The sequence below is a fragment of the Aeromicrobium wangtongii genome (assembly GCF_024584515.1).
GTDB classification, from domain to species: domain Bacteria; phylum Actinomycetota; class Actinomycetes; order Propionibacteriales; family Nocardioidaceae; genus Aeromicrobium; species Aeromicrobium wangtongii.
The window spans coordinates 776556-789228 of sequence record NZ_CP102173.1; the positions used below are offsets into that span (position 1 = coordinate 776556).

The following is a 12673-nucleotide window of genomic DNA, read 5'->3' on the forward strand; positions in this document are numbered from 1 at the left end:
ACATGACTGGCGACGATGTCCTGTTGGTCGAGAAGCGTCCTGGCGGCGTTGCCGTGGTCACGCTGAACCGACCTACAAAGCTGAATGCGATCGATGACGCCTTGCACAATCGGCTGTCGGCCGTGTGGGGGGAGCTGACACTTGATCTCTCGGTGCGAGCGGTCGTGCTGACGGGATCTGGCCGTGCCTTCTGCGCTGGCGGAGACTCCTCAACCTTTCCATTCGGGGAAGACCCGGAGAAAGTCCGCCGTGTCCGCATGAGCAGTGTGCGAGACATCGTCGATCACATGGTCGGCTTCCCGCTCCCCGTGATTGCGGCGGTGAACGGCGCAGCCGTAGGTTTGGGTGCCACTCTTATCTCGCTCTGTGATCTGACGGTAATGTCTGAGGAGGCCTTTCTCAGTGATCCGCACGTCAGCGTTGGAATGGTTGCGGGTGACGGCAATGCCGTCACCTGGCCATTCCTGATGAGCCTGGCTCGTGTGAAGGAATTCCTCTTCACGGGGGATCGCATCCCCGCCCCATTGGCGCTGGAACTGGGACTCGTCAACCGGGTCGAACCGGCCGCTGAAACGCTCGACGCGGCGATCGCATTGGCCCAGCGGCTCGCCGACCAGCCAACTCAGGCCGTCCAGCAAACGAAGCGGCTGGTCAATATGCATCTACGTCAGGCAGCCGGACTCATGATGGACATGGCCGTGGCGCTCGAGACAGAGTCGTTCTCGAACCTATCAGCGCCGAGATGAGCGCCGTGGCGGGCGGCTATATGAGACTGGTTTGTCATTCGGATTGGAAGGGGTGTTCCGGCGCGCACCGTAAGCGCGGCGGCACAGAGCTAACGATCACGGTGTCGACGGGACGTGACACGTGTCAGATCTAGACCCTGCTTTGGCGGCCCGCCGGATTGAGCTCGACGCGGCCATGGCCACACAAGCGATTTCGCCTCAGGTCTCTTGCACGTCCGTGAGAACTGATGACTTTACTGCCATTCTGTTAGAACCTGTCTCGGTCCCGGACGATCTGACGATTCTTTACTTTCACGGCGGGGGGTTCAGGCTCGGAACGGCCAACGGTTGGGCGCCATTTCTCAGCCGGCTTGCCGAATCAGCTGGCGTAGCGGTGTTGGCGCTGGACTATCCGTTGGCACCTGAATATCCCTATCCTGCTGCTCGCGTCGCAGGACTTGCGGCGTTTCGCTGGTTGCTCAAGCACCGGTCAAGGGTTGTCATTGGTGGCGACTCGGCAGGGGGAAACTTAGCGTCGTCAGTCGCCCTCGCCATCAACGGATCCTCAGCGCGCACGGCTCACGCCGGCACAATCCTCTTTTCCCCTTGGGTGGACTTGACGCTGACGAATGAGAGCTTTCGTCGGTGCGGACGTCCTGGGCAATTCTCGGAGGCGGTCGCGCGCGAGTGTGTAGACATGTATGCCGCTGGGGAGGACGTTCGAACGACGGAACTTTCCCCAGGCTTGGGCGACTGGACGGGCCAACCGCCCCTGCTCATCGAGGTAAGTAGTACCGAAGTCTTGCGGGATGACGCTCGCAATCTTGCTAGGTCAGCGATCGCTTCGGGGGTGCAGGTATGGTTTCGCGAAGTCGCCGATCAGCCGCACGTATGGCAGATCGACGACCCGTCCTTGATCGCCGTGCAGGCTTCGATGCGAATGGTGACGGACTTCATCAGCTCCGTACGGGCAGGTCCGGGGTTCACGTCCCATCAGCGTTTCATGCATCCTTCGGACGAGAGGTAGTCGAGTGACCAATCCAATGATCGATCTCACCGGTCAGCGCGCAATCATCACCGGTTCGAGCCGCGGAATTGGGCTGGCCGTTGCTGAACTGTTTCTCGAGCTTGGTGCGTCAGTGGTGATAACGGGCCGCGACGTCGCCCGCTGCACGGAGGTCGTGGCGAGGTTGGGCGATCGCCACCACGGACGAGTCGTTGGCTACCCAGGTGATGTCGGCAATAAGGACTACATCGACGCGCTGGTCGAGTTCTCGTCGACTACCTGGGGTGGACTGGACATCGTCGTCGGAAATGCCGCAGTAGCGAAGCCCGGAAGCGTCTCATCGGTGAGCGAAGCCGACTTCGAGGAGATGTTGAGATGCAACCTTTACGGCAATGTCTGGCTGGCACGAGCCGCGCTTCCGCACATGATCGACGGGGGAGGCGGCGCCATCGTCTTGGTCTCCTCAATAGGCGCGGTGCGAGGAGCGGACCGGATGGGTGCGTACTCGCTCGCGAAGGCAGCGGAACTTGCTCTAGTGCGCACTCTGGCCGTGGAGAACGGACGGTATGCGGTGCGTGCAAACGCCGTGGCTCCAGGGCTGGTCGGTACCAGCGCTGCGGCGGGACTGTGGCGAGATGAACCGGCGCGGTTCGCCTCGTTCGAAGCTCGCAACCCCACAGGTCGGATGGCGCGCCCGGAGGAGGTCGCGAAATCGATCGCGTTTCTCGCCAGCCCAGCGGCTTCGTACATCACCGGGCACACACTCGTAGTTGATGGAGGCTCAAGCATCACCCTGGACCCACTGATGGGCACGCACGCATAGTCGCTCAAACTGGCGGAAAAGTCTCACTTAGTCAGCTACAGTATGATCAGTATCATAGCGATGATAAGTGGTATGGGCCGAGCCGAATCTGTCGAAGTGGGCGGGGCGGGCTGCAAGATCTGCCCGACGAAACGAAAAGCCACACAGTACGTCAACGATGGAGGGCTGGCATGTCGTCAAGTGCGATACAGAATGCGAACGGACACGACCTCGACCATGAAGCGGAGTTGCGCGACAGATTCCGTGAGGCGATGGCTCAGGTTGTGTCCTCCGTCATGGTGGTGACCGCAATCGAGGATGGGCACCCTCACGGCACGACGGTGAGTGCATTCTCGTCCTTATCGATGCAGCCTGCTCAAGTGCTGATCGCTCTGGATCAGACATCAAGACTCTTAGGTCGAATCGAAAGGGTGGGATGCTTCGGCGTCAACATCCTCGCTTCTGACCAGGGTGAGTTGGCCTGGGCCTTCGCTGGCAAGGGGGATGACAAGTTCGGCGGCGTTGGCTGGGACCCATCCTCCGGTTCGGCGCGTATACGGGGAGCGGCCGGGTGGGTCGCGTGCCGTGTGCACGCCCTGCTACCTGGCGGGGACCACGTGATCGTCGTTGGCGACATCCTTGACGCTCGAAGCCATGGTCGTACGCCACTTTCTTACCAGGATCGAACATTGGGCGTACACCTCCCCAATACAGCGCCGGCCCCAAGCCCGTATCGCGGAGGCGACGCTTTCCGCGGGCTCGCTTGGGAGTAAGCGGCATTCGACCCCACGAGCTCCCTACGAAAACGTAAGTGGCTCAGCCCACCTATCGACATCTGCGCTATTATAGCTATAATTATATTATTACGACGATGTCGGATGGCAACAAATCGGCGCCCCAATGTGGAGGAAACATATGAGCGAAATCGATGTGTTGAGTTCTTCGCGGGTTGAGGGCGCCGGTACCGGACTGATTGATCGGGCTCGTGGCATTCGTGAGATCCTCTCAGCCGAGGCGGCTGGCGCCGAAACGAACGGGCAACTGAGCCAACGCGCCGTGGAGGCCATGGTAGGGGCCGGGCTTCCGTGGTCCCTTGTTCCGGAAAAATGGGGCGGAAGCGGCGTCACTGACATCGTTGAGATGCTCGATGTTCTCGAGGAGGTCTCGTACGCCGACGGCTCGGCAGGATGGGTCCTGATGGCCACGGCCTTCGGAAATGACATGGTGGGTTCCATTCTGGATCCCGAGACCGCTGAGTCGATGGTGGGATCTGAGACCAGGGGGATCGTTTGCGGCGCAGTCGCGCAGACCGGCCGCGCCGATCGTGTAGATGGCGGGTACAAAGTGAGCGGTCGCTGGCAGTTTGGCAGCGGAGCGAACTATGCAACCTTCTTCGTTGCAGGCTGCGTGGGCTACGACCGTGACGGGCGGCAGATGACTCATGAGGGGAACCCGGCGTGGATCCTCCCGCTCATTCCGGCCCACGACGTTGAGTTGCTCGGTAACTGGAACGTTAGCGGTTTGCAGGGAACGGCAAGTTGGGACTATGCGGTCAATGACGTGTTCGTTCCGGATGCACGCATCATCGAATTGCCGTCGCCCGACATTCGGCGCCAAGATTCAGTTTTCCGCCTCGGCTTCCTCTCGTGCGTCTACGCTCAGCACTCAGGCGTTGCCCTTGGCGTTATGAAGCGCGCGTTCGCGGAACTAGCCTCAGTCATTGCGGGCAAGAAGCGGGTCGGGTACGAAGGAACGATCGGTGAATCGCCGGTGTTCCTTTATGAGTTTGCTCGAAAGGAAGCCGAGTATCGCGCGGTTCGCGCTGGCACGCGTGAGGCCTTCGACGAAGTACAGAACAGTTTTGCGAAGAACGGGTCAGTCAGCGATCTCGATATGGCCAAACTCCAGGTCACGTGTGCCTGGATGACGCAGTCGGCGATGGAGTTGGTTGCCTGGTGCCACTCGTGGGGAGGATCTGCCAGTGTCCGAGAGCCCAGTGTGCTGTCGCGGTGCCTTCGTGACATTTCAGTCGCCGGCAATCATCTCTACGTCGATCGCATCAACCTTGTCGGCGGCGCAGGCCGGATTCTTCACGACTGGCGAGAGTGAGGACGTGCGAGCTGCGTCGTCAATGACCGCTGCGCACGGCTGACCCCTTAGGCAACTGGACGTCTCCTCGCAATGGCGGGAGCGGAACGAAAGAACGGTGGCTGCAGTGATGCCAGGAGTTGGGACGAAGAAGCTCGTGCGGCACGTGTCATTTGACTCGTCGGCGGGTGTATCCCTTGCGTCGTCGCCGCTCGGCAGGGCCCCGGAAGGAGGACTTCTGGCTCGCGTCACCATGGCGGGCGTATGTGGGACAGATGCTCACCGGATTCGAGGAGCACTCGCACCCACGCCCGAACCAGTTTCCTTCGGTCATGAAGCGGTCGGAGTGGTGATTGAAGTTGGAGCGGGGACGGTCGCCGATTGGGTTGGATCACCCATCGCCGTGGGTGATCGCATCGTCTGGTTCCCGGCCAGCGGATGTCGAAGGTGTTATGCATGCATCGTTTTGCGCAACGAAAGCATGTGCGAGGGACGAGCATGGCCTCCTCCGTCGGCAACGCCAAATGCAGCTGGCTTTCGCGAGGTGGCGGTTCTCCATCCGCATATCGTGTTCAGAAAAATTGACAGTTCAGTGCCTGATGAAGCGTTGGTGGCATTCGGTTGTGCCCTGCCGACCGCTGTCGCAGGTGTGGAGCGTCTTGGCGGGATTCCCGTCGCCGGCAATGTGGTCGTCCAAGGCTCGGGCCCTGTTGGACTGGCGTTCGTCCTTTTAGCCCGCCTAGCGGGCGCTCGTAACATCATCCTTATCGGGGCGCCGTCCGCGCGACTCGCACTGGGTGTGTCATTGGGTGCGACGGCGGTGTTCGATATCGCAACGACGAGTGTCGCGGAGCGCCGGGCGGCCGTGCTCGAGGTGACTGGCGGACGCGGGTCAGAGGTGGTGATCGAGGCGGCCGGCCAACTGACGGCATTCCCGGAGGGACTGAATCTCGTCGCTCGCAGCGGGCGCTACTTGATCGCGGGGCTGTACGCGGGGGACGCAACTGTCGACTTCAACCCGGTGGCGGTGAACCGCGGCAACCTATCGATGCTTGGGAGCCTCGTGGTCAACGCGGAACATATGCTCCGGGCAGTCGAGCTGGTCGACATGTACCACGAGACCTTTGACTTCAAGCGGTTCGTCGACCAGCGGTTCTCGCTCTCGAGCACCCACGCGGCCATTGATTCGATGGCTCGCGGCATGGCCACAAAGGTCGTCATTGTGCCCTGAGCCAGTGGCCGATGGTCCTTGGCTGGTCCCACACCAAAGCGACATTACTTTGCCCAATATCTAGGTAATCAAAGCGATGATTGCTATCATAGTGTGATGTTGGTTACTGTAACGCAGATCGCCCGCCTGCCCCTCGTAAGGGGCGGTTGCCGGGCGGGTGTGTTGCCCGAGCCTGCGATGTGGGCGGACGTCTACTTACGCCTTAATCGCCGCTGGGATTCAAAAAACAGCTGACTCTGACTTCTCGGCGACTGGCGAGAAGGCCCAAACATCCGATCTTGACGGGACAGGTGAGTGAACGTGACCACAGAAACCAATAGTTGGGGGCGCTGGGGTGCCGACGACGAGCGAGGCGCGCTTAACAAGCTGACGGAAGAGAACGTTATGTCGGCTGTGCGCGCAATTGCCACCGGTCGCTCCTATCAGCTGGCCATTCCGATCCAGCACGCAGGAACTCCTGTTCTGGACTATCGCGGAGCTCCGCACAGACTCACGCTATCCAGTTGTCACGATCCTGAGATGTTCTCGGGGTACGGAGCGCCAGCTGGCACTGGCGCGAACGAGGACATCCTGATGATCGCCTGCCACAACGGCACCCACATGGACTCGCTCTCCCACGTATTTGCAGACGACAAGATCTACAACGGATTCGCCGCTGAAACGTTTAAGCCGAATTCGGGTGCATCTCGCGCAGGAATCGAGAAGTGTGGTCCGGTCATCGGGCGGGCTGTGTTCTTGGATATCGCTGAGCTTCACGGCGTGTCCTCCCTGGCCGCGGATGTCGTCATCACGGCCGACGACATTATCGCTGCTGAGCGGCGACAGGAGGTCGAGATTCGACCTGGCGACATCGTGTTGTTGCGTACGGGCTGGATGGAGGCGTATTTCGAGGCGACCTCCCGCGGTGAAACCCTGCCGTTTGAACAGCCGGGAATTGGCAAGTCGGCGAGCAAGCTACTGGTCGAACGCGACGTCGCTGTGGTTGGTTCCGACAACTGGGCGGTCGAATCGATCCCGTCAGACGGTGGCTTCCTCGAGGCGCACATCGAGCTGCAGGTTAGGCACGGTATCCCATTCATCGAGGGCCTGACACTTGGGGAACTGAGCCGCGACAAGGCGGGCTACGGCTTCTTTGTCGCAAGTCCCCTACCCATTACCGGCGCAAGCGGTTCGCCGGTCAATCCGGTCTTCATCGCGTGACGTACGTGGAGTTTCCTGCGGACGCATCAGTCCGACGGTCCTGCCTATCTTCAGGAGCATGATTCAGATGAGCAGCATCAAAGTGGCAATAGTCACGGGCGCAAGCTCAGGTATTGGTCGAGCGATCGCAACCACATTGGCGAGCGAAGGGTGGGCGCTAGCGCTTGTCGACAGCGCCAAGATGACAGAAGACCCACCTGTGAGCAAGGGCGACCGGAAGAGGGTCTTGACCTTTCAGTGCGACGTCACCGATGAGGCGGGGGTCAAACACGTCATAGACTCCGCCGCCGAGCAACTGGGCGGAATTTCGGCGCTCGTCAACTCGGCTGCTGTGTCGCTCCTTGCGGACTCGCACAATATCGAGAACGTGTCTGTCGACGACTTCAGGCGCACGATCGATGTCAACCTCACAGGCACCTTCATCACGTGCAAATATGCCATGCCTTGGCTCAGGCAGAGCAAGGGTTCGATCGTCAACCTCGCGTCAACCGCTGCGATTCTCGGTGGACCCAGCACGGCATATCCATCGAGCAAGGGCGGAGTCGCAGCCCTGACACGCAGCATCGCTCATCAGTATGCGTCGGTCGGTGTTCGCTGCAACGCGGTACTGCCTGGTCCGACCGACACGCCCATGCTTGACCTGGCAGAGAAAAAGGGCGCATTTGATCCCTCGAAATTCCCAGGGATGCTTCCACGCAAAGCGGAGGCCCGCGAGATCGCTGAACTCGTCGCATACCTGGTTTCGGATAAGGCCGGGTTCATTACCGGATCGTCGGTCGTCATCGATGGAGGACTTTCAAGCTCATGAGCGAAAGTACAGCCCGCATTGACGGGCACGACCGGGCATGTGCCCGAGGGCTAACGCCCGTCTACAAACTGGGAGTGATGAGCAGTGATCGAATCGTCGTCCTTCACCGAGGGGTTGGATCGTCGTGAACGGACGCGATAAACCAAAGGTCATCGACGTTCCTGCTGCTGAGCAAAATGCAGCGCCTGGAGGCGTCGAGACTGCGTCGCCTGGACCGGGATGGCGGCAACTGCTCCAGACAGGCAGCGGTGACGCGCTTCGGACCTACGGGATACTCGGAGCACTTGTCGTGTTGGTGATCGCCGCAAGTGTCCTGTACCCAGGATTTCTCGATTCGGGAAACCTCCGAAACATTCTCTCCCAGAACGCAGCCCTCGGCATCGCCGCAGTTGGGGTCACTTTCGTCATAATTGGTGCCGGATTCGACCTATCCGTCCCGGCCGTAGTGGGCATTGGCGCGGTGGTGTCTGCCAAGCTGTCTGATGGTTCAGTGGTGATGGTGCTCCTGACTGTGATTATGGCAGGTCTCGTTTGCGGCCTGATCAACGGACTCATCGTCACGCGCCTGCGGGTCAACCCGTTCATCGCAACGCTCGGGACGTCGTCGATCTTTACCGGCGCGACGCTCCTGTACGCGAGCGGCACATCGATCTCAATTTCGGACCCCACCTTCATTAAGATTGGCCAGCAGGACTGGTTCGGTCTGCGGATCTCGGTCTGGATCATGCTGTTCATCTTTTTGATCGCTGGAATTGTCTTGTGGAAGACGACCTTTGGTCGTGCCGTTTATGCCATCGGCGGCAACTCCGAAGCCGCTCGTCTCGCAGGCGTCAGGGTTGACCTCGTTCGAACGACGACGTACGCGCTCAGCGGAGTGACCTCAGCCCTCGCCGGATTTGTGATCGCATCGACCCTTCTGGTCGGTCAACTGGATGTCGGCCAGTCCGGTTATGCGCTGCAGGCGATCGCGGCGGTCGTCATCGGTGGGTGTTCCCTGTTCGGCGGTATGGGAGCGATCTGGCGGACAGCGGCCGGTTTGACGCTGCTGGCAGTTCTCACGAATCTATTTAATGCACTGGCAATCCAGTCTGCATGGCAGTCCATTGTGCAGGGTGCGATCCTGATCGTGACGGTCGGCATCGATGTGGCGACCCGTTCCGGACGAGGCCGTTCGTGACCGCGAGCTTGGGAGGCGCGGGGGGACGCCCCGGGAGCGCTCTCGCCGTAGAGATTGCGGGAGTCGGCAAGAAGTTCGGGTCAACGACGGCACTTAGCGGGGTTGACCTCGAGATTGAGGCTGGAACTATCCATGCTCTTGTGGGGGAAAACGGAGCTGGGAAGTCGACGTGTCTGGGCATCATCGCGGGTAGGATTTCGCCGTCGTCGGGACGCGTCAACATCTTTGGACAGCGGTTCACATCAGGTCAGCCACGAGCAAATCGCGCTGCGGGAGTCGCTGCCGTTTACCAAGAGCTGACCATCCTGCCGAACCTCAGTACTCAAGCGAATGTCTTTGTCGGCAATACGCGAAGCCGATTCGGTTGGTTGTCCGAGCGGCGGATGCGTGATGAGTATGTGGCTCTTTGCGCAAGGACCGGAGTAGCGAGCTTCCCGGACGTCTTGGCCGGTACTTTATCGGTGGCGGACCAGCAGATGCTGGAGATTCTCCGCGCGGTTGCAGCTGAGTCCAAGATTGTGTTGTATGACGAGCCCACAGCCTCCCTCGCACCAGCCGAGCGCGACGCTTTGGTGCGGACCATGCTGGCTCAGCGCGGTCGTGGCGTCACCCAGGTGCTTGTCAGCCACAATCTCGATGACGTCGTCGAGATCGCGGACCGGGTCACAGTATTTCGTAACGGACAACTGGTGCGCACGTTCGAACGCGATGAAGTGACCAAACCGTTACTCGTTCACGCGATGCTCGGCCGAGAGTTGGAGCAGAAACTGGGTCATCCTGGTCGGGCGGGGAGTGAGGGACGCGACGGACAGCCCAGCGCGATCACGGTGAACGACATGCATGTCGGCACCTTCATCCGAGGTGTTGGACTCGACGTGCGCAAGGGGGAGATCGTAGGGATAGCTGGGTTAGTCGGCTCTGGGCGGTCCACCGTTCTACGTGCGCTAGCAGGGCTTGAGCCTCGTGCCAGCGGACAGATGAAGATGAAGGGGCGCGAAGTCAGGTGGCCCCACTCTCCTCGAGCCGCGCTGGCTCTTGGCGTGGCGATGTCGCCAGAAGATCGAAAGGGCAGCGGTCTTGTGCTCGGGCTTTCCGGGACCGCCAATATCGCGCTCGGGTCTCTGTCTCGGTTCTCGCGCTTGTCCTGGTTCAGCGAGAGCAAGGCACGCGTATCCGCGGGTGAACTTGGAAAGCGCCTTGGGCTGGATCCGTCTCGGCTGGAAGAACCCGTCGGCCAACTTTCGGGAGGAAACCAGCAGAAAGTACTACTTGCCCGCGTTGCACTGGCCAATCCGGATGTGCTGCTTATTGACGAGCCAACGCGGGGCATCGACGTTGGTGCGAAGGCAGAGATCATGGCGCTCCTTGAGCAATTCGCCAGCGAGGGGATGGCGATTGTCGTCGTCTCGTCTGAGATCGAAGAGCTACTCGCGATCGCAGATCGGCTACTGGTACTCCATGACGGTCGGCTCGCGGGGAGTTTCGACAACGGATCGAAGAACGTACAGGTGTCTGACGTTTTGTCGGCGGCCTTCGGCCTGGTCGGTACTGACAACTAAGAACTCGGGTCCGGAGAGGCGGCAGTTGAAAGTCGTCGCCGGATGTTCAATCAAATCACCGAAGGTCGAGAGAATAGGAACAGGGTCAATGATTTCAAGACGACTTAGTGCAATCACAGCCGGCGTTGCCGGCTGTCTTCTCATGGCAGGGTGCGGCTCTTCAGGATCATCTGAAGGACAGGACTTGTCGGGTTCCGGCGACTCAGTGTCCGTCGATGTGGGCCTGTCTTCGCCAATTAAGGTTTCGGGCGAGCCTAATATCGCGGTGCTGGTACCTGGGCTTTCGACTCCGTACGGAGCCGCGGTGGTGGAAGCCGTCAAAGCGCGGGGCGCGAAGTACGGCTTCGAAGTGACAGCCTTCGACGGTAAGTTCGACGCGCAGACGCAGGTCCAGCAAGTGCAGAATGCGATCACGCAGAAGAAGTTCAACGCGATGATTATCGTCCCGCAGGTGTCCGCCCTGCTGTGCAAGCCGTTGACCCAGGACGCACCTGCGGCCAACATCGTGGTAGTCACTGTGGACACGCCTGTGTGCGACGCCGGCGAAACCAGCGATATGTCAAAGGTGGCAGTGCCGGGGGTGCTTGCGCAGGTTGGTGACTCAGGTACGACCGGAGCTTTCATCGCCGGGATGAAGACCGCGCTCACCAAGTATCCCGACAACAAGAATGTTCTCCTCATCACGCCACCTACGGGCACATCGAACCACACCCAAACCGTGGACGCGTTCGATGAGGCACTCAAGCCAGCTGGCTACAAGGTTGTCGCCGAGACGGTCACAGCTGATTACTCGACTGCGAGCGGGTTGAAGGGGACACAGGATGCGCTTCAAGCCCATCCGGAAATAAACCTGATCCTCGGCCCTTATGCGCCCGTATCGTACGGAGCTTCTCTCGCCACGAAGGCCGCGGGTCGGGAGGACATTCCCATCATCGATTCCGCAGTGGGAGACAAGCTCTCCATGCAGTGGATCCAAGAGGGCAAGATCGACGCTGGTGTAACAGACTTCCCCCAGTTGATGGCGAGCGGAGCAGTTGATGCCTTGAAGGACGCATTCGAGGGCAAGGATGTGCCGCGGGTCATCACGACTGCGGAGGGCGAAGGGCCGAAGCCTGAGACGAAGGAAGGAACCTTTGTCATTGTCACACCAGACAACGTCGAACAGTGGATGAAGTATAGCTACTGAATCACGGTAGTTCTTGAGGCGTGAGGTCGGGCCTTGTCCAGCTCTGAGCTTGGGCAGGGCCCGACCTACCAGGATGAGCGGGGATTCTAGCGTGCAGAGATTGAGACGCGCCGTGTTCAGTGAGTTTCAGAAGCATCGCCTCGAGGAGATGATGAAGTACGGGTCCACCCAACCGAGCGTCGGCGGCGCGCTCATCAACACGGTGGAAGCGGTGCCGGGTCGGGAAGTCTCTTTCAACCGGTGGTAGGAGGACGACCACTTTATCTCGGGCGCCATGGTGTGGCCGTGGTGGTTCGCTGGCAAGCGACGGATTGCCACTGCCGAGCTGAAACGTATTCGGCAACCCGCTGTTTCTGACCTCGTGGATCCCATCACCACAGGCACCTTTTTGCACACGTACTTGATTAGCAGCGGTCAAATCGACGATGCCGAGTATTATGCCGTCGGAGCCGTGGAAAGATTGGCGGCGGACGGTCGGATGCGCGATTCGTCCGACCGTGTGCACGTCTATTCTCATTTTTGCGATTGCTTGGGCGTCGGCTACGCCAAGGGGTTCGAGCCCCGGGACGTTCACGCGCTGAACTACCTATTCGGGTATGCGGTGCTCGAGGTTGTCGACGCACCCAGCGTCGAGGGGAAAGAAGCGCTCGGGCATTGGCTGAGATCGCAGCATCTTCCGCAGAAGCTCCAGTCCGGCATGTCGATGTGTCTATTGTTCTCCCCTCGGCCCCCCACCTGACAAACCTGCCACCCGACATCCTCAAATCGGCCGCCCAGCACCTTTGCCGACGGCGTCAATCCGCTCGAAGAACCAGATCATCGTGATTCGCCCTTCGTGGTGGCCGAGACCTGACTCCGAGGTTCCTCAAGTAGAAGCCAGCTCGGAGACTG

General features: G+C 60.2%; 12 protein-coding genes. All 12 read left to right on the forward strand.

Annotated features, from left to right (window positions below; translation table 11 throughout):
• The first annotated feature begins 2 nt into the window (after positions 1-2).
• The 12 genes from NQV15_RS03915 (at position 3) to NQV15_RS03965 (ending at position 12521) form a co-directional block, all read left to right on the forward strand.
• On the forward strand, positions 3-746 hold the full coding sequence (locus NQV15_RS03915) for an enoyl-CoA hydratase/isomerase family protein (protein WP_232398295.1): 744 nt from the start codon (positions 3-5) through the stop codon (positions 744-746).
• A gap of 175 nt (positions 747-921) precedes the next feature.
• Positions 922-1752 carry an alpha/beta hydrolase gene (locus NQV15_RS03920; protein ID WP_232398327.1) on the forward strand — a complete coding sequence of 277 codons (831 nt, stop codon included), beginning with the start codon at positions 922-924 and terminating at the stop codon, positions 1750-1752.
• Between the two features lie 16 nt (positions 1753-1768).
• On the forward strand, positions 1769-2554 hold the full coding sequence (locus NQV15_RS03925; RefSeq protein WP_232398296.1) for an SDR family NAD(P)-dependent oxidoreductase: 786 nt from the start codon (positions 1769-1771) through the stop codon (positions 2552-2554).
• Between the two features lie 251 nt (positions 2555-2805).
• Positions 2806-3306: a flavin reductase family protein gene (locus NQV15_RS18175; RefSeq protein ID WP_369413829.1), complete on the forward strand. Its 501-nt coding sequence runs from the start codon at positions 2806-2808 to the stop codon at positions 3304-3306.
• Positions 3307-3448: 142 nt separating this feature from the next.
• On the forward strand, positions 3449-4642 hold the full coding sequence (locus NQV15_RS03930; protein ID WP_232398297.1) for an acyl-CoA dehydrogenase family protein: 1194 nt from the start codon (positions 3449-3451) through the stop codon (positions 4640-4642).
• A gap of 109 nt (positions 4643-4751) precedes the next feature.
• Positions 4752-5852, forward strand: a complete 1101-nt coding sequence (locus NQV15_RS03935) for a zinc-binding dehydrogenase (protein ID WP_257125119.1) — start codon at positions 4752-4754, stop codon at positions 5850-5852.
• Between the two features lie 300 nt (positions 5853-6152).
• A complete protein-coding gene (locus NQV15_RS03940; protein WP_232398299.1) occupies positions 6153-7052 on the forward strand; it encodes a cyclase family protein in 900 nt (299 codons plus the stop codon).
• A 67-nt stretch (positions 7053-7119) separates the two neighbouring features.
• Positions 7120-7860 carry an SDR family NAD(P)-dependent oxidoreductase gene (locus tag NQV15_RS03945; RefSeq protein ID WP_257125090.1) on the forward strand — a complete coding sequence of 247 codons (741 nt, stop codon included), beginning with the start codon at positions 7120-7122 and terminating at the stop codon, positions 7858-7860.
• A gap of 124 nt (positions 7861-7984) precedes the next feature.
• The gene (locus NQV15_RS03950) at positions 7985-9037 is read left to right on the forward strand and encodes an ABC transporter permease (protein ID WP_232398301.1); all 1053 of its coding nucleotides are present in this window, start codon (positions 7985-7987) and stop codon (positions 9035-9037) included.
• Positions 8953-10596 (forward strand): sugar ABC transporter ATP-binding protein, encoded by a 1644-nt coding sequence (locus NQV15_RS03955; protein WP_232398302.1) that lies wholly within the window; start codon positions 8953-8955, stop codon positions 10594-10596. The genes NQV15_RS03950 and NQV15_RS03955 overlap by 85 nt, the downstream gene beginning before the upstream one ends.
• 142 nt (positions 10597-10738) lie before the next feature.
• Complete coding sequence (locus NQV15_RS03960; RefSeq protein ID WP_255669683.1) at positions 10739-11782, forward strand: sugar ABC transporter substrate-binding protein; 1044 nt, start codon at positions 10739-10741, stop codon at positions 11780-11782.
• A gap of 274 nt (positions 11783-12056) precedes the next feature.
• Positions 12057-12521, forward strand: coding sequence for a hypothetical protein (locus NQV15_RS03965; RefSeq protein WP_232398304.1), 465 nt, complete (start codon positions 12057-12059; stop codon positions 12519-12521).
• Positions 12522-12673 lie beyond the last annotated feature (152 nt).